The 16,230-nt window shown below is 61.3% G+C and carries 15 protein-coding genes; 7 read left to right on the top strand and 8 right to left on the bottom strand.

What is annotated here, in order from left to right; translation table 11 throughout:
- Nucleotides 1-155: 155 nt before the first annotated feature.
- A complete protein-coding gene (locus AB4874_RS18555; protein ID WP_368393099.1) occupies nucleotides 156-1,355 on the top strand; it encodes a pyridoxal-phosphate-dependent aminotransferase family protein in 1,200 nt (399 codons plus the stop codon).
- 21 nt (nucleotides 1,356-1,376) lie between these two features.
- Here the strand turns inward: AB4874_RS18555 and AB4874_RS18550 are convergent, their stop codons facing one another.
- The 3 genes from AB4874_RS18550 to AB4874_RS18540 form a co-directional block, all read right to left on the bottom strand.
- Nucleotides 1,377-1,583, bottom strand: a complete 207-nt coding sequence (locus AB4874_RS18550; protein ID WP_295536911.1) for a hypothetical protein — start codon at nucleotides 1,581-1,583, stop codon at nucleotides 1,377-1,379.
- Nucleotides 1,584-1,695: 112 nt separating this feature from the next.
- On the bottom strand, nucleotides 1,696-2,088 hold the full coding sequence (locus AB4874_RS18545) for a DUF6858 family protein (RefSeq protein WP_368393098.1): 393 nt from the start codon (nucleotides 2,086-2,088) through the stop codon (nucleotides 1,696-1,698).
- A gap of 61 nt (nucleotides 2,089-2,149) precedes the next feature.
- Complete coding sequence (locus tag AB4874_RS18540) at nucleotides 2,150-3,268, bottom strand: pyridoxal phosphate-dependent aminotransferase (RefSeq protein ID WP_368393097.1); 1,119 nt, start codon at nucleotides 3,266-3,268, stop codon at nucleotides 2,150-2,152.
- Between the two features lie 119 nt (nucleotides 3,269-3,387).
- Here AB4874_RS18540 and AB4874_RS18535 point away from each other — a divergent pair, with 119 nt between their 5' ends.
- Entirely contained in the window at nucleotides 3,388-4,680 is a 1,293-nt protein-coding gene (locus AB4874_RS18535; RefSeq protein ID WP_368393096.1) for an MFS transporter, read from the top strand.
- 18 nt (nucleotides 4,681-4,698) lie between these two features.
- Here the strand turns inward: AB4874_RS18535 and AB4874_RS18530 are convergent, their stop codons facing one another.
- Both AB4874_RS18530 and AB4874_RS18525 read right to left on the bottom strand, forming a co-directional pair.
- Nucleotides 4,699-7,833 carry a valine--tRNA ligase gene (locus AB4874_RS18530; protein ID WP_368393095.1) on the bottom strand — a complete coding sequence of 1,045 codons (3,135 nt, stop codon included), beginning with the start codon at nucleotides 7,831-7,833 and terminating at the stop codon, nucleotides 4,699-4,701.
- 358 nt (nucleotides 7,834-8,191) lie between these two features.
- Complete coding sequence (locus AB4874_RS18525) at nucleotides 8,192-8,623, bottom strand: Lrp/AsnC family transcriptional regulator (RefSeq protein WP_295535188.1); 432 nt, start codon at nucleotides 8,621-8,623, stop codon at nucleotides 8,192-8,194.
- Between the two features lie 226 nt (nucleotides 8,624-8,849).
- Here AB4874_RS18525 and AB4874_RS18520 point away from each other — a divergent pair, with 226 nt between their 5' ends.
- Nucleotides 8,850-9,995 (top strand): type III PLP-dependent enzyme, encoded by a 1,146-nt coding sequence (locus AB4874_RS18520; RefSeq protein WP_295535189.1) that lies wholly within the window; start codon nucleotides 8,850-8,852, stop codon nucleotides 9,993-9,995.
- 99 nt (nucleotides 9,996-10,094) lie between these two features.
- On the top strand, nucleotides 10,095-11,288 hold the full coding sequence (locus AB4874_RS18515) for a T6SS phospholipase effector Tle1-like catalytic domain-containing protein (RefSeq protein WP_368393094.1): 1,194 nt from the start codon (nucleotides 10,095-10,097) through the stop codon (nucleotides 11,286-11,288).
- On the opposite strand, the gene AB4874_RS18510 is transcribed toward AB4874_RS18515, so the two are convergent.
- Together AB4874_RS18510 and metF are read right to left on the bottom strand one after the other, a co-directional pair.
- Nucleotides 11,190-11,681, bottom strand: coding sequence for a PaaI family thioesterase (locus tag AB4874_RS18510; RefSeq protein WP_368393093.1), 492 nt, complete (start codon nucleotides 11,679-11,681; stop codon nucleotides 11,190-11,192). The two genes, AB4874_RS18515 and AB4874_RS18510, sit on opposite strands and share 99 nt — an antisense overlap.
- A gap of 144 nt (nucleotides 11,682-11,825) precedes the next feature.
- The gene (gene metF / locus AB4874_RS18505; protein WP_368393092.1) at nucleotides 11,826-12,692 is read right to left on the bottom strand and encodes a methylenetetrahydrofolate reductase [NAD(P)H]; all 867 of its coding nucleotides are present in this window, start codon (nucleotides 12,690-12,692) and stop codon (nucleotides 11,826-11,828) included.
- 93 nt (nucleotides 12,693-12,785) lie between these two features.
- Between metF and AB4874_RS18500 the strand changes: the two genes are divergently transcribed.
- The 3 genes from AB4874_RS18500 to AB4874_RS18490 all read left to right on the top strand — a co-directional run bounded on the left by AB4874_RS18500 (nucleotide 12,786) and on the right by AB4874_RS18490 (nucleotide 15,307).
- On the top strand, nucleotides 12,786-13,691 hold the full coding sequence (locus tag AB4874_RS18500) for a LysR family transcriptional regulator (RefSeq protein ID WP_368393091.1): 906 nt from the start codon (nucleotides 12,786-12,788) through the stop codon (nucleotides 13,689-13,691).
- Nucleotides 13,692-13,770: 79 nt separating this feature from the next.
- Entirely contained in the window at nucleotides 13,771-14,562 is a 792-nt protein-coding gene (locus AB4874_RS18495) for an inositol monophosphatase family protein (RefSeq protein ID WP_295535196.1), read from the top strand.
- 106 nt (nucleotides 14,563-14,668) lie between these two features.
- Complete coding sequence (locus tag AB4874_RS18490; RefSeq protein ID WP_368393090.1) at nucleotides 14,669-15,307, top strand: hypothetical protein; 639 nt, start codon at nucleotides 14,669-14,671, stop codon at nucleotides 15,305-15,307.
- A 29-nt stretch (nucleotides 15,308-15,336) separates the two neighbouring features.
- Here AB4874_RS18490 and AB4874_RS18485 read toward each other — a convergent pair whose 3' ends face one another.
- Complete coding sequence (locus AB4874_RS18485; protein ID WP_368393089.1) at nucleotides 15,337-16,032, bottom strand: glutathione S-transferase family protein; 696 nt, start codon at nucleotides 16,030-16,032, stop codon at nucleotides 15,337-15,339.
- Nucleotides 16,033-16,230 lie beyond the last annotated feature (198 nt).

Genomic DNA, 16,230 nt, shown 5'->3' with positions numbered 1-16,230 from the left:
TGAGCGGCCAAGGTGGTCCTGCGAGTTGAGCGCTTTTGGGCGCGGGATGGGATAGGCATTAACGCGAGAGAGGGGGCGCGCGCAAGCATAGGAGCGATTGACGCCCCCCACGCGCCCGATTACCGATAGAGCGTTTTCAACGCCGGAGTTTCCAAATGAGCTTGTCCCAAGGCCGTCCCTATCTTGCCATACCCGGCCCTTCGACCATGCCAGACCGGGTGCTTGCGGCGATGCATCGGCCTGCGCCCAATATCTACGAGGGTGATATTGAACAGCTTGCCGCGCGGGTCGCGGATGGTCTGCGCCGCGTCGCGATGAGCACCAGCCATGTCGCAATCTATATCGCCAACGGGCATGGCGCGTGGGAGGCCTCGCTGGCCAATATCTTTTCGCGTGGTGACAAAGCGCTGGCGCTGATCACGGGGCGGTTTGGCAATATCTGGGCGCAGTCGGCAGCGGCGATGGGGATCGAGGTTGATCGTCTCGATTTCGGGATCAAGACGCCCGTCGATCCGGCCCAAGTGGAGGCCGCTCTGCGCGCCGATACCGGCCATCAGATCAAGGCCGTGTTGATGACCCAAGTCGATACCGCAACGAGCGTGCGCAACGACATTGCAGGGGTGCGCGCGGCGATTGACGCTGCGGGGCATCCGGCGCTGTTGATGGTCGATGCGATCGCCTCGTTGGGATGCGATGAATTCCGCATGGATGATTGGGGTGTCGACGTGATGGTCGCCGCCAGCCAAAAGGGGCTGATGGTGCCGCCGGGTCTGGGTTTTGTGTGGTTTTCCGACAAGGCCAATGAGGTCAGCAAGAAAGCCGGTCTGGTAACGCCCTATTGGAACTGGCAGCCGCGCGCGTTCCCCGAATTGGTCTATCAGTATTTCGGCGGCACCGCCCCGACACATCACCTGTTTGGGCTGGATGAATCGCTCAAGATGATCCTCGACGAGGAAGGCTTGCCCCATATCTGGGCGCGTCACGCCACGCTTGCGCGCGCGGTCTGGGCCGCGTTCGAGGCTTGGGGGCAGGGCGGGGATATCACGCTGAACGTGCCAGAGCGCAGCCATCGCGCCCATTCAGTGACGGCGGCGCGTATTGGCGGCGGTGGCGCGCAGCGCTTGCGGCGCTGGTTGGAAACCGAGGCAGGTGTGACGCTGGGCATTGGCTTGGGCATGGCCGAACCGGGCACGCCCGAAGCCAATGATTTCCTGCGCGTCGCGCATATGGGGCATGTGAACGCCCATATGACGCTGGGGGCGCTGGCCACCATGGAGGCCGGGATGCAGGCCTTGGCGATCGCGCATGGGGGCGGCGCACTTGCTGCTGCCGCCGCCGAGGTCGCCAAGGGCTGAACGCGCGACACGCTAGGTCTTCTAGGCTTGCCCGTGGCGCTCCAGCCATTCGGTAAGCCAGCCCAGCTCATCCTCGTCGTCGCGCCGGATCGGGGCGCTTTGCTCAAACGCAATGGACAGGCGCTGTTCACGGCCTGACTGCGTGGTGCCCGCATAGGCGCCAAAAGCCAATGCGAACGCCAGCGGGCTGAGCATAGCGATACGAGTGTTGCGGGTTTTGCGACTCATGGGACTGCTCCTGTTTTGCGATAGAACATGAGCAGTGTGGTGAGTCGGATCAACTCACCAATGGCGGAGGGGATGCTTGATCGGCCCCCTTCCGCCGATGTGCTTGGCGGATTTACGCCTTGTCGGCCAGTGCCTTACACCAAGCTTCCATTTCCTTGGTCGCGACTTCCATCGGCGGCTCAAGGAAGGTCAGATGAAAGCTGTCGCCCATATCGGCCACGCCAATCGCGCGTGGGCGCACGGCCAGCACATGCGGGTTGGGCAGCGCCACACCAAAGCAGAACACGATGTTCTTGGCGTCCTTGATCCCGTCGGCCACAGTGCCGTCAATTGATTTGGTATGCGCGTAGTGATCGAAGGTCGCGATATAGGCGACCTTGGGATGGGCGTCGATCTTGGTGTGCAGCTTGGCGATGATGTCATCGACTGAGGCGCAAGAGGTCTCGCCCTTGGGCAGAGACATATCGAAAACCGGGTACTTTTCCATCAGCAGAGATTGTTTCATCGCGCTTTCCTTTATCTGAGAGTCAAGTTTGAGACACAGATGAACCGGATCACGGGGCCAATCAACGCGACAGGGTGGCGCGGGCAGATTTCAGCGCTTCGGGCAAGGCGGCGGCAAAGGCGTCAAGTTCGGGCTCGGGGCCGACCGAGACGCGGATGCAGCGATCTTGCGGAGCCACGAAAGGCATGCGGACAAACACGCTTCGCTTGCCCAATTCCTGCAGGACCGTGCGCGCGAAAGCCCCATCCGCGCCGCAATCGATGGCGACGAAATTGGCCGCCGAGGGCAGGGCCGTCAGCCCGTTTTGCGCCGCGATCTGGGTAATCCGGGTGCGCGCGCCCGTCACCAGAAGCCGCATATAGGCCTGCCAAGTGGTATCTTGCAGCGCCGCCAGCGCGCCCGCCTGAGAGATCCGACACATGCCGAAATGGTTGCGGATCTTGTCGAACGCCGCGATCAGCGACGGCGCGGCCAGCGCATAGCCCACCCGCGCGCCCGCCATGCCATGCGCTTTGGAAAAGGTCCGCATCCGGATCACGCGCGGATCATCGGCGGCAATGCGCGCCTCGGTCCCCTCGGGGGCGAATTCGACATAGGCCTCATCAAGCACCATCAACGTGCCGTCTGGCAGGGCCTCGATCATCGCCTCGACCGCCTCGCGGGGGTGATGGCTGCCCATCGGGTTGTCGGGATTGGCAAGATAGACCAGCTTGGCGTTTGTCTCAGCCGCTTTGGCAAGCAGCGCCTGCGGGTCTTCGCGATCATCGTGGTAGGCAACCTTATGCAGCACGCCGCCAAAACCCGCGACATGGTAGTTAAAGGTCGGATAGGCCCCGTCCGAGGTCACCACCGCATCGCCCGGCTCGATCATCAGGCGGCACAGATAGCCCAGCAGTCCGTCAATTCCTTCCCCCACCAGCACGTTCTCGATGCCGACCCCATGCGCGGCGGCAATTGCTGCGCGCAGATCATGGCTGCTGGAATCGCCGTATTTCCAGACATCGCCGGCGGCGGCGGCCATCGCGGCAATCGCGCGCGGGCTTGGGCCAAAGCCATTTTCATTCGCCCCAAGCCTTGCGGTGAAGGGGCGGCCAGCGATGCGTTCTTGCTCCTCGGGCCCGATGAAAGGCACGGTGGCAGGCAGGCTGTTGATCAATTTTGTATAGCGAGGTCCAGTCATGCCCCAAGGGGTAAGCGCAAAGCGTTTCTGCGGCAAGGGGGCGTGTGGAACTTGGCGCTGGGTCTGGGCTTTATGCTGGAGTATGCAATTGCAGACGACCCTGACCGGAGAGCCAGCCGATGAGCGCCAGTGAGACCTCCTTCGCCAAAAGCTTGTTTCACACCCTGACAGGCGACAAAAGCGGCACCCCCAAAGAGCTAAGCGATCAGGCGAGCCGCGCCGAACCAGCCAATTTCCTGCGCCATGTCGCCTCGCTGTCGATGACCAAACTGGCCGATGGGCTGATCGACCCGAAACTGGTGCTAAGCTGGCTGATGCAGGCGGTTGGCGCGCCCGCCTCGCTGGTGTCTTGGTTGGTGCCGATCCGAGAGGCCGGCTCGCTGCTGCCCCAACTGTTCACCGCACCGCGTATCCGCCGGATGCCGCAGCGCAAATGGGCTTGGGCGGCGGGCAGTCTGTTTCAGGGGCTGGCGGCGGCGGCCATCGTGGGGATCGCGATCACGATGCAGGGCATGGGCGCGGGTCTGGCGATACTGGCGGCGCTGGCTGTGCTGGCGATAGCGCGCTCGATCTCGTCGGTGAGCTATAAGGACGTGCTGGGCAAGACGGTGGATCGCACGCGTCGCGGCACCACGACCGGGATCGCCACGACGATTTCCGCAGCGGGGGTGATCCTGTTTGCGGTGATCTTGATCACCGGCATTTTTGGGCGGATGAACCTTGTGATCGGGGCGATCTCTTTTGCTGCGCTGCTTTGGGTCGCGGCGGCGGCGGTGTTCTCGACCTTGCGAGAAGAGGACCAGCCGGGCGAGCCGGGAAAAGGCGTGGGCTGGCACGAATTGGCGCTGCTGTGGCAGGACCGTGATCTGGGGAAATTCGTGATTGCGCGCACGCTGTTGCTGCCCACAGCGCTTGCCCCGCCCTATATCGTGCTGCTCGCCGCGCAGGCGGGCGATAATCGTTTTGGCGCGCTCGGGGCGATGGTGCTGGCATCGGCGCTGGCCTCGCTGACGAGCTCCTATATTTGGGGGCGGTTGGCGGATCGGTCTTCGCGCAAAGTGCTGATTTTCACAGGGATGGTCGCGGCGGTGTTTCTGGCGTTGGGGATCGGGCTGGATCAGGCCGATCTGATGAGCACGATTTGGGCTGCGCCGATCACGCTGTTTGGGTTGATGATTGGCTATCAAGGCGTGCGGCTGGGGCGGTCCACCTATCTGGTTGATATGGCCCCCAAGGACAATCGCGCCGCCTATACGGCGGTGTCCAACACGACGGTGGGTGTGATGCTGCTGGGGTTTGGCGCGGTCAGTTCCGCTGTGGCGATGATGGGGCCAGAGGCGGTGCTGATCGCGTATGCGGTGATCTGCATGATCGCCTCGGGGGTGGCCTTCACGATGAAAGAGGCGGGCTAGGCGCCCGCCCCGTTTTGTTTAGCCAAGCTCTGCAAGGCGGGTGACCGCGCCGCGCACCTTGTCGGCCTCTTCCTCGGCCCGCGCGAGATTCCCGCGGGTCTCGACCACGACCTCGGGGTCGGCATTCTCGATGAATTTCGGATTGTTCAGCCGGCCTTTCAACCCGCCGATATCCTTTTCCATCTTGCCCAAAGCCTTTTCCAGACGGGCCTTTTCCGCGCCGATGTCGATCACCCCTTCCAGCGGCAGACCGAACAACGCGCCCTGAGCCGGGATCGAGATCGCCCCTTTCGGGATCGCGGCCTCGGTGATGCTGTCGACCCGCGCGATGCGGAAAATCAGCGCCTCGTTATTGGCCAGCGCAGCGCGTGCTGCGTCATCCGCCTGCGCCAGAACCATCGGCAGTTTCAGCCCCACCGGAACCCCCATCTGCGTGCGCGAAGACCGGATTGCCTCGATCAGATCGATCACCCAGTTCATCTCGCGATCCGCAGCCGGATCAACCAGATCGGCGGCGGTGTAGGTGGGCCAATCGGCATGCACCAGCATCTTGGCACGATCACCCTGCGGCGCGGTCAAATCCCACAGCTCTTCGGTGATGAAGGGCATAATTGGGTGCAACTGGATGTAGCACTGATCCAGCACCCAACGCATCGTTTCGCGCGTTTCCTCGGCATATTCGCCATCAAACAGCGGCTTGGCAAACTCGACATACCAGTCGCACACCTTGCCCCAGACAAAGCCATAGAGCCCTAGCGCCGCATCGTTAAAGCGATAGTTGGCAAAGGAGTCATCGACCAACTCGCGCACTTTCGCAGTTTCGCCGATGATCCAGCGGTTCACGGTATGCTTTGGCTGCGGGATCGCGCTGACAACCGGGCCCTCAAAGACGCCGTTCATCTCGGCAAAGCGGGTGGCGTTCCAGATCTTGGTGCCAAAGTTGCGATAGCCTTTGATGCGCTCTTCGCTGAGTTTCAGCACGCCGCCAAGCGCCGCCATCGCGGCATTGGTAAAGCGCAGCGCATCCGCACCGTAAGCGTCGATGATCTCCAGCGGGTCAATCACATTGCCCGTGGTCTTGGACATCTTCTTGCCCTTCTCGTCGCGCACGAGCTGGTGCAGATAGACCGTGTGGAACGGCACCTGATCGGTCACGGCAAGCTGCATCATCATCATCCGGGCGACCCAGAAGAACAGGATGTCAAAGCCGGTCACCAACACATCGGTCGGGAAGTATTTCGCCAATTCGGGCGTCTCTTCTGGCCATCCCAAAGTGCCGATCGGCCACAGCCCCGAGCTGAACCAGGTATCGAGCACATCCGCGTCGCGCCAGATCGGGTAGATCAGCTGCGTCGGGTCCTCGGTCATCTCGTAATTGGCAAGGCTCGCGGCCAGCGCCTCAACAGCGGCGTGACGGTCGGCCACTTCGATCACGCGCGCAGCGTTGAGCGGCGTGGGTAGCCCCGCGATGCCCGCCTTGAACTGCGCAACGACCCCGTCGAATTCTGGCGCGCAGTGATGCACATCGCCCTGATGGACCATCTTGGTTTCCACCAGCAGCCGACCCATTTCGACCAGATCAAGGGTGCCATCACCCTCATCATCGCGGAAATCGGGCGCTTCAAGGTCAAGGCCATACCAGACCGGGATTTGATGGCCCCACCAAAGCTGGCGCGAAATGCACCACGGCTCAATGTTTTCCAGCCAGTGGTAATAGGTCTTCTCGCCCGCCTCGGGCAGGATCACCGTGTCGCCATTACGCACCGCATCCAGCGCGCGTCCGACGATCTTTTCGGCATCCACGAACCACTGATCGGTCAGCATCGGCTCGATCACGACTTTCGAGCGATCGCCGAAAGGCTGCATGATCGGCTTGGCTTCGACAAGCGGCACCATGCCGCCATCAAAGCAAACCTTGCCATCGGAATCGTCAGGCTCGCCGGGAATCATCACCGCCAGCCCCTCATCGGTGATCTGCGCGATCACGGCTTTGCGGGCCTCAAAACGATCAAGGCCGCGCAAGGCGTCGGGCACAAGGTTGAGGCTGTCGATCTCGGTCTCGGTGAAATCCGCGCCTTTCGAAATTTCCATCGCACGCGCGGCGCAGTCCTCGTAAGGCAACCCGTCATCGCGCATCGCGCCTTTGGTATCCATCAGGCGATACATCGGGATGCCGTTGCGCTTGGCGACCTGGTAGTCGTTGAAATCATGCGCGCCGGTGATCTTCACCGCGCCCGAGCCGAAATCCTTGTCCGGGTATTGATCGGTGATGATCGGAATCAGGCGGCGGTGTTCCTTGGGGCCGACCGGAATTTCACACAGCTTGCCCACGATCGGCGCATAGCGCGTATCTGAGGGATGCACCGCCACCGCGCCATCGCCCAGCATCGTTTCGGGGCGCGTGGTCGCGATGGAAATATAGTCGCGCTCTTCTTGCACGACGATATTCCCGTGCTCGTCTTTCTCGACGTAAGTGTAGGTCTCGCCGCCAGCGAGCGGATATTTGAAGTGCCACATATGGCCCGCAACTTCGATATTCTCGACCTCAAGATCGGAGATCGCGGTTTCGAAATGAGGGTCCCAGTTGACCAGCCGCTTGCCGCGATAGATCAGGCCCTTTTCATACATATCCACGAAGACCTTGATGACGGCATCATGGAAATTGGGGCTGTTTTCATGGCCGGTGCGCGGATCGCCCGGCGCGCCTGCCATCGTGAACGCGTTGCGTGACCAATCCGCGCTAGAGCCTAGCCGCTTAAGCTGGTTGACGATGGTCGAGCCATATTCGCCCTTCCAATCCCAGACCTTCTCGAGGAATTTTTCACGCCCCAGCTCGGTGCGTTTGGGCTGCTGGGTCTTGGCCAGTTCCTTCTCCACCATCAGCTGGGTCGCGATGCCCGCATGGTCCTGACCCGGCTGCCAGAGCGTGTCGAAGCCGCGCATCCGGTGCCAGCGTACAAGGATGTCCTGCACCGTGTTGTTAAAGGCGTGCCCGACATGAAGTGCCCCGGTGACATTGGGCGGCGGGATCATCACGCAGAATGTTTCCTCGCGCGAGGCGTTTGCGCCCGCTTTGAACGCCCCCATCTCTTCCCATTTCGCATAGATCCGCGGCTCGGCGGCGGCGGCGTCAAAAGTTTTGTCCATTGTCATGTCATGGCATCCTTGCTGGCTTGAGCGTTGTGTAGCGTGCGCGCGCGGCAAGGAAAACCCTTCGCAGTTTGTAACGGCGGCCCGAAGGGGGCGCTGCCCCCGCCTGCTGCGCAGGCTCCCCCGGGATATTTCGGGAATTTGGAAGCTGGTAACGCACCCTTAACCAGAATCGGGCCAATCAGGTTATGCGGGACAGGCGGGGACGCCGATGGCCGCGAATTTGGAAAGCGCCCGGCTTACCCGCCCCTCTGCGGTTCGAGTCGGGCGCGCCTTTCCTTTCCAAATTCTGGAAATATCCCGGGGGACTGACAAAGACTTGGCTTTGTCAGTTGGGGCAGAGCCCCCTCAGGGCGGCGTCCTAGACGGCGCGGTCGAGTTTCGTCGTCAGATGAATCAAGCTTTCGGAGTCTTTGACGCCCGGAATCTCGCCGATCACGTCAAGCACCTTATCAAGCTGAGGCGTCGAGTTCGCCGCGATTTGCAGCATCAGGTCGATGCGCCCGGACGAGGTGACGATCCGTTCGATCTCGGGCAGGGTGCGCAGTTTTTGCAAAATCGCGGCCTGAACCCGCAAATCGATTTCGAGCAAGACAGTCGCGCGCAGGCGTGCGGCTTTGGCTTCCTCACCCAGTTTGACGGTGTAGCCTGCAATCATCCCGTTGGTTTCCAGCCGCTCCAGCCGCGTCTGCACCGTCGAGCGCGCGACCCGTAGCCGGCGCGCCATCGTTGCGAGGGAGATCCTGGCATCGGCTGAAAGCAGGCCGAGAATCTTCTGATCGAGCTCATCCATGGTGTTACCTTACAATTTGACCGGCACTTTCGTTATTCTAACGGAGTTTCGCAACTAATTTGTTCTTTTAACTGGTGAAAACGTGACGCATATCGCGGACTATAGACGGACAGGAAAAGGGCGGCTCATACGTACCTTGCCTGCGGACTGGTTGAAACGCGTAAGCGCTCTCCCAACCCGCTCGGGGCAAGAGGTGGCTGCCACTCATTTGGCAAGGAGCAAGCCGATGGGACTGTCGAAGACAATCTGGGCAAACCCCGTGGAAGTTATTCGCACCAAGCTGCCGGATCATCCGGTGCTGGTGTTTGCACCGACCGTGCTGCAAGCGACCGCGCGGCGGTTTCTGGGCGGCTTTCCGGGTCTGGTGACCTATGCCGTGAAATCGAATCCCGACGAGATGGTGATCGAGAATCTGGTTGCAGCCGGTATCCGTGGCTTCGATGTCGCCAGCCCCGCCGAGATCGCGATGATCCGTCGCCTCGCACCGACCGCAGCGCTGCATTACCACAACCCCGTGCGCGGGCGGGACGAGATCGCCTTTGCCGTGAAGATGAATGTGAAAACCTGGTCGGTGGATTCGATCTCGGAACTGGAAAAGCTGATCGAGATGGTCCCTGCCGAGGGCTGCGAGATTTCCGTGCGCTTCAAGCTGCCGGTCTCGGGTGCCGCGTATAATTTCGGGGCGAAATTCGGCGCGACCGCAGAGCTGGCTGCTGTGCTGCTCTCACGTGCTGCGGCGGCCGGGTTCATTCCCTCGCTGACCTTCCATCCGGGCACGCAATGCACCGATCCGAAGGCATGGGATGCTTATATCCGCGCCGCCGCCGAGATCGCTGGCAATGCGGGCGTTCAAATCGCGCGTCTCAATGTGGGGGGCGGGTTCCCGAACCACCGCTTGCAAGGGCCGGCACCGGTTCTCGAAGAAATCTTCGCGTTGATTGCACGGGTGCGCGACGAGGCCTTTGGGGCGGTGCGTCCGGCACTTGTCTGTGAGCCCGGTCGTGGCCTGGTGGGCGATGCCTTTGTGCATGTCACGCGCGTCAAAGCGGTGCGCGACGGGGCACATGTGTTTCTCAATGATGGCGTGTATGGCGGATTGGCGGAGCTGCCGCTGATCGGGATCATCGACCGCGTGCAGGTGATCTCGCCCGAGGGGCAGTTCCGGCGCGAGGCGGGGCAGCCGCGTGTGGTGTTTGGCCCGACCTGTGACTCGGTGGACCGGCTGCCCGGCGAAATGGCGTTGCCGATGGATCTGGCAGAGGGCGATTTCGTCGTCTTCCAAGGCATGGGCGCGTATTCGAGCGCGACCAACACCCGCTTTAACGGCTTTGGTCAGCTTGAAGTGGTGACGGCGCTGAGCCTCAATTTCTAAGCGATCACGCAAGCGCCCTGACAAAGGCAATGAAAATTAACCAACCTTGCCTTACACTCTGTGGGGCAAGGTTTTTCGTTTGTCTTCGGGGAGGGCGATTTGCGCGGGTTGTTTGACAGGTTGATGTCGGTTTTCCGACGTCACGACCGGGCCAGCCCCGAGGCGCGCTCAGCCATGCGGGGGCGCGCGCCGGTCGATCATGTTGTGCTGCTGGATGGCACCTTGGGCAGCTTGCGGTCGGATCGTCTGACGTCGATCGGGATTATCTATCGGTTTTTGCGCCGCGCCGCGCCCAAAGTGTCGGTCTATTACGGGCGTGGGCTGCAATGGCGCGAATGGCATGACACATCAGATGTGTGGTTCGGTTGGGGCGTGAACCGCCAGATTCTGCGCGCCTATGGATGGCTGGCGATGCGCTATCATCCCGGCGATCGGATTTTCCTGATCGGCTATTCGCGCGGGGCTTTTGCGGCGCGCTCGCTGGCGGGAATGATTGAACGTGTCGGGCTGTTGCGCGCCGAGGCCGCGATTGAACGCAATACGCAGATGGCGTGGCGTCACTATGAGGGGGCAACGCCTGCGCCAATTCTGCATGGCTTTCGCGATGGGCTGTGTCACCCCTCGGTACGGCTGGAAATGGTGGGTGCGTTTGACACGGTCAGTGCGCTGGGCGTGCGCTTGCCGTTTTTCTGGATTTGGAACGAGCGGCGCGCGCAGTTTCATGACCATTTACTGGGGCAAAGCGTGCATCATGGCTATCAGGCGTTGGCGCTGGACGAAACGCGGTCCGTGCTCGAGCCGCTGATCTGGGACAGCGAGGGCACCGGGGCTTCGCGGATCGAACAGGTTTGGTTTCGCGGCTGTCATGGCGATATCGGCGGCCAGCTTGGCCATTATGAAGACTCGCGGCCTTTGGCCAATATCCCGCTGGTCTGGATGCTGGAGAAGGCCGAGGCGCTGGGGCTCTCGCTGCCGCCCGATTGGCAAGACCAATTTCCCCGCGATGCCAATGCCGCCTCGGTTGGTTCTTGGCGCGGTTGGGGGAAATATTCGTTGCTGCGTGCCCCGCGCGTCGTGGGTCGTGATCCAAGTGAGAGCTTGCACGAATCGGTGCCGCTTGCGCCGCCGGGGGGGTGGCGCCCGATCTTGCGCCCGCGTCTGCTGGACCCCAAACCGGCCGTGCCACCCGCGTCGTCAGCCTCCGGGGGTCATCACGAAACAGGTGGCGGAGCCCGTAGCATAGAGCCGCCCATCCTGAGCGCCCCGAATCTCGCCGCGCGCGACTCCGGTTGAGCGCCCGATGTGATCAAGCGTGCCCGTCGCGACCACCTCGGTGCCCGGCTTGATCGCTCCAATCAGATTGACTTTGAATTCCAGCGTGGTCTGGGTCTGGCCCCGTTTCAGCCCGGTGATCACTGCGCAGGTCATCGCGGTGTCGAGCACCATTGCATACCAGCCGCCGTGAATGCCGCCATAGCCATTTGTTTGCGGATGCCCGGGCGTGCCACGCAGCTCGACGCGACCTTCTTCGACCTGCGTGATCTTATAGGCCATCAGTTTCTGCACGGTGGGTGAGGGCACTTCGCCCGCCGCCATCTTACGGATGTAGTCGAGCCCCGATATGCTCAGAACCTCGTCAAGAGCGAGGAAATCCTCGGGGCCGTCGGCATATTTGGGATCGGGCATTAGCGTCTCCTGTTAGATGCGCCACAGGCTAGCGTCCGTTTTGGCAATGCCAAGGACATGCGTGACTTTCCTAGCGTCACACGGCGCGCGCGCATGCAAAGGGGGGACGCATGGCCCCCCGTTTTGGTTTTCGCCGAAGGTCCCTCAGGCGACGTTTTCCAGAACCGTTTCGGGCGTCACACCCAAAGCATGGCACACATCGCGCGTCAGCGTGGGGCGGTTGAGCGTGTAGAAATGCAGATCCTCGACGCCGCCCTCGATCAGCTTGTCGCAAAGCTCGGTGCACAGCGCGGTTGCCAAAAGCTGTTCGCGATCATCGCGCGTCGCGGCTTCAAACGCCTCTTCGACCCAAGCCGGGATCGAGGTGCCACAGCTTTGGGCGAATTTCTTAGCCCCTTTCCACGACTGGATCGGCAGGATGCCGGGGATGATCTTGGCCTCGATCCCCTCTTTCTCGCAGGCATCGCGAAAGCGGAAAAATGTGTCGGCTTCAAAGAAAAACTGCGTGATGGCGCTGGTGGCCCCCGCCTCGACCTTGCGCTTGAGCCAGCGCACATCGGCCAGCGAATCCGTGGCCTCGGGGTGGGGTTCGGGATAGGCGCCCGCGCGGATCGTGAAGCGACCATCCTCGGCCAGTGCCTCGATCAGTTCGACCGACGATGCAAATCCATCGGGGTGCGGCGTGAAGCCGTTCGACCCTTTGGGCGGGTCGCCACGAAGGGCGACGATTTCCGTGACACCAACCTCGGCATAGGCATTCACGATCTCCAGCGTTTCGGCTTTCGTTGCCTCAACGCAGGTCAAGTGCGCGGCCACATTCAGCCCGTAATTCTTGTGAATCGCGCCCACGGCCTCATGGGTCAATTTGCGCGTTGTGCCGCCCGCACCATAGGTGACCGAGACGAATTCAGGCTGAAGCGGCGCCAGAAGCTGCGCCGTTTCCCACAGCCGAAAGGACGCATCCAGCGTCTGCGGTGGGAAGAACTCAAAGCTGATTTTCGGCGTGGTCATGGCGGCGTTCCTTTTCGTTGGGTCTCTTGTGCCAGATCACTCATTGTGAGACAAACTCATAATATTCAAAATTGTTATGAGCCTGACAACAAGATGCACATCGAGTTCCGTCACCTGCGCACGATCAAGGCGATTCACGATGCGGGCGGACTCGCGCGGGCGGCGGACCAGTTGCACATAACACAAAGTGCGCTGTCTCACCAAATCAAGGGGCTGGAGGATCAAACCGGGGTCGAACTATTCGTGCGCCGCTCCAAGCCGCTGAAATTGTCGGCGGCGGGTATGAAGCTGCTGCGATTGGCCGAGCGCATCCTGCCCGAGATCGCCGCAACCGAGGCCGAGTTCGACGCGCTGCGGTCGGGCCGCGCGGGCCGCTTGCACATTGCGATTGAATGTCACGCCTGTTTCGACTGGCTCTTTCCGGTGCTGGAACAGTTTCGCCATGCCTGGCCCGAAATCGACGTCGATATCCGCCCCGGTCTTGCGTTTAACGCCTTGCCTGCACTGACGCGCGAAGAGGTCGATCTGGTGATCTCGTCTGATCCCGAAACGATCCCCGGCGTGCAGTTCAATCCGCTGTTTGATTACGCGCCCACGCTGGTGGCCCCCGCCAATAGCCCCTTGGCGGCAAAGCCCTTTGTCGAGGCCGAAGATTTCGCCGATCAGACGCTGATCACCTACCCGGTGGATCGCGCGCGCATCGACATTTTCACGCAATTGCTGACGCCCGCGCATGTCGAACCCAAGGCACATCGCAAGGTCGAGTTGACGGCGGTAATCTTGATGCTGGTGGCCTCGGGGCGCGGGGTGTCGGTGCTGCCCGACTGGGTGCTGCGCGAGGTGAAGTATCAGCCCGACTACATCACCCGCCCGGTTACCGCGAAAGGGCTGACCAAACGCCTTTATGCTGCGACGCGGGTCGAGGACGCGACGCAGCCTTTCATGTCTCATTTCCTACGCTTGGCACGCTCAGAGCCGGTGAAATTGCAACGCGCATGATCGGGGGCGGTGCGCGGGCTCTTGGATTCCGTGCGCAACCCTTGTAAGGCAGCCGCTTGAAACGCAAGGAGCTCTTCGGATGCAAGGCAGCGCAAACCTCAACCTGATGATCAAGGCCGCCCGCAAGGCAGGCCGCTCGCTGGTCAAGGACTTCCGTGAGGTAGAGAACCTTCAGGTCTCATCCAAAGGGCCGGGCGACTTCGTGTCCAAAGCCGATCGTGAGGCCGAAGCGATCATCAAGGAAGACCTGCGCGCGGCGCGTCCGTCCTATGGCTGGGTTGGCGAAGAAACCGGCGAAGAAGAGGGCGAAGACCCGACCCGTCGCTGGATTGTCGACCCGCTTGATGGCACCACGAATTTTCTGCACGGCTTGCCCCATTGGGCCATTTCGATCGCGCTGGAGCATAAGGGCGAAGTGATTGCGGGCGTGGTGTTTGATGCTGCGAAAGACGAGATGTATTACGCCGAAAAAGGGCTTGGTGCGTTCATGAACGAGACGCGCTTGCGCGTTTCGGGGCGTCACAAAATGATCGAGTCGATCTTTGCGACCGGCGTTCCTTTTGGCGGCAAAGCGACCCTGCCTGCCACCTTGCAAGACCTTGCGCGCCTGATGCCGCAATGTGCCGGTGTGCGGCGTTGGGGGGCAGCGGCGCTGGATTTGGCCTATGTCGCCTCGGGGCGCTATGAGGGCTATTGGGAACGTGGGCTGAATTCCTGGGATATCGCCGCTGGGCTGATTCTGGTGAAAGAGGCGGGCGGCTTTGTGTCGTCCCTGCGCGAGGGCCGCACGATCTTTGAATCGGGCTCGGTGGTTGCGGCGAATAACGCAATGTTCGACCCGCTGAAAAAAGTTCTGACGGAAAAAGCCTAGTATTTTAGATGTTCAATCGTCTCTAGGTTGATTTCTGGCGCTTTGTTCACTTCTTGTTCACCGTCCCGTGGCAGCGTGCAAATGCTGCCATAGGAGGGACGCTGCCATGTTCCAAGATCTTTATTGGGCCGATGCTGGCCCACACCAGTCGCGTGCAGAATTCGGTGGGGCCTACCCGATCGAAGCGGCGCTGGATGAGTTGCGCCTTGCTGCGCGCGACCTTGCTTTCGCCGAAACCGCTGAGATGATTGCGCAAAACCGCATCACTGTGATGGACGGAATGATTGCCGCCTGTGAAAAGGATGCCACGCAATCCGCCACGTCTGATGCGGTGGCGTTGCGGGATGCGGCGGCAAATCTGCGCGAAGAGCGGGCGTCACTGGTGGCGACCTTGCCGTTGGAATGTGACTTTCGGGCCGATCAACGGGATCTCGCGCGCGCCCGGATTGCGGCGGTGCATGCGCGGCTTCGGGCGTGGCTTGAAAACCCGGATGCGGTTGAGGCTGCGTTCAATCCCAATATCGCCCAAGATGAGGCCGTTGATCTGGTGCACGAAGGGTTGGCTTGCTCGCCCGATGACATCGCGATGACCGCACGTGCGCAAGCGCGTGCACGCCTCTATGAGGTCTCTGCCGGAGAGGCGCTGGATATTTCGCCCGTCGCGCCCATGCTGGCCACGCATTGTGCTGCTTGGCTTGCTGGCCGGTTGGTGGCGCGGGCGCGTGCTCGGCGCATTCGCAGCTAAGACGCGGTACCGAGGATTGGCGCGCGGTCCTAGTCGCGTGCCGGAATCGTCAATCCGCGCTGCACTGCGGGGCGCTCAAGAAAGCGATCCAGATAGGCGGGGACATGGCGCAGCGCGTCCCACCCGGTCATGTCACCCGCTTTGTAGAAGTCGCGCAAGGTGCGCAGCCAAGGGGCGATCGCGATATCGGCAATCGTGTAGTCCCCCGCAATCCAGTCGCGCCCCGCGAGCGCCCCGTCAAGCACGCCCAGTAGGCGGGCGGCCTCTTCGCGGTAGCGCTCTTTGGGGCGCGGATCGTCGATGTCTTTGCCCGTGCTGACGTGGAAATAGCCAAGCTGGCCAAACATCGGGCCGATACCACCCATCTGAAACATCAGCCATTGCAGCACTTCATAACGCCGCGCCTGTGGCAAAAGCTGCCCCGTCTTCTCAGCCAGATAAATCAGGATCGCGCCGCTTTCAAACAGCGCCAATGGCGCGTCGCCCGGCCCGTTTGGATCAATGATGGCAGGGATTTTGTTATTGGGATTGAGCGAGAGAAACTCGGGGCTCATTTGATCTGAGGTGGCGAATTTCACCAGATGCGGCTCGTAGGGCAGGCCGATCTCTTCAAGCATGATCGAAACCTTAACCCCATTGGGTGTGGGAAACGAATATAGCTGGAGCATCTGCGGATTGCTGGCAGGCCAACGCCGGGTAATCGGGAATTTTGACAGGTCAGACACGACGTGCAGGACTCCTATTGTTTACGCTGGGCGCGACATCTCGCCACACGAGGTTAAACTATGTTAGTATCCCCGCACGGCTCTGTTGCACAAATCCGGTAGGGATTCATGTCGTGAATCCAGTGTGGTAGCTGATGGGCATGAGCAAACCGACAGCACCGACCTACAAGACAACGAATTGGACTGCCTATAATGAGG

It is taken from the genome of Thioclava arctica, assembly GCF_040892615.1.
Taxonomy (GTDB): domain Bacteria; phylum Pseudomonadota; class Alphaproteobacteria; order Rhodobacterales; family Rhodobacteraceae; genus Thioclava; species Thioclava arctica.
This window is presented reverse-complemented; position numbering and strand designations above follow the sequence as displayed.

Coding starts and splice junctions, on each gene's coding strand:
- metF (WP_368393092.1), bottom strand. CDS start 12,692: ATGACCACGCCGAAAATCAGCTTTGAGTTCTTCCCACCGCAGACGCTG.
- AB4874_RS18520 (WP_295535189.1), top strand. CDS start 8,850: ATGGGACTGTCGAAGACAATCTGGGCAAACCCCGTGGAAGTTATTCGC.
- AB4874_RS18495 (WP_295535196.1), top strand. CDS start 13,771: ATGCAAGGCAGCGCAAACCTCAACCTGATGATCAAGGCCGCCCGCAAG.
- AB4874_RS18555 (WP_368393099.1), top strand. CDS start 156: ATGAGCTTGTCCCAAGGCCGTCCCTATCTTGCCATACCCGGCCCTTCG.
- AB4874_RS18545 (WP_368393098.1), bottom strand. CDS start 2,088: ATGAAACAATCTCTGCTGATGGAAAAGTACCCGGTTTTCGATATGTCT.
- AB4874_RS18510 (WP_368393093.1), bottom strand. CDS start 11,681: ATGCCCGATCCCAAATATGCCGACGGCCCCGAGGATTTCCTCGCTCTT.
- AB4874_RS18550 (WP_295536911.1), bottom strand. CDS start 1,583: ATGAGTCGCAAAACCCGCAACACTCGTATCGCTATGCTCAGCCCGCTG.
- AB4874_RS18535 (WP_368393096.1), top strand. CDS start 3,388: ATGAGCGCCAGTGAGACCTCCTTCGCCAAAAGCTTGTTTCACACCCTG.
- AB4874_RS18490 (WP_368393090.1), top strand. CDS start 14,669: ATGTTCCAAGATCTTTATTGGGCCGATGCTGGCCCACACCAGTCGCGT.
- AB4874_RS18540 (WP_368393097.1), bottom strand. CDS start 3,268: ATGACTGGACCTCGCTATACAAAATTGATCAACAGCCTGCCTGCCACC.
- AB4874_RS18525 (WP_295535188.1), bottom strand. CDS start 8,623: ATGGATGAGCTCGATCAGAAGATTCTCGGCCTGCTTTCAGCCGATGCC.
- AB4874_RS18500 (WP_368393091.1), top strand. CDS start 12,786: ATGCACATCGAGTTCCGTCACCTGCGCACGATCAAGGCGATTCACGAT.
- AB4874_RS18530 (WP_368393095.1), bottom strand. CDS start 7,833: ATGACAATGGACAAAACTTTTGACGCCGCCGCCGCCGAGCCGCGGATC.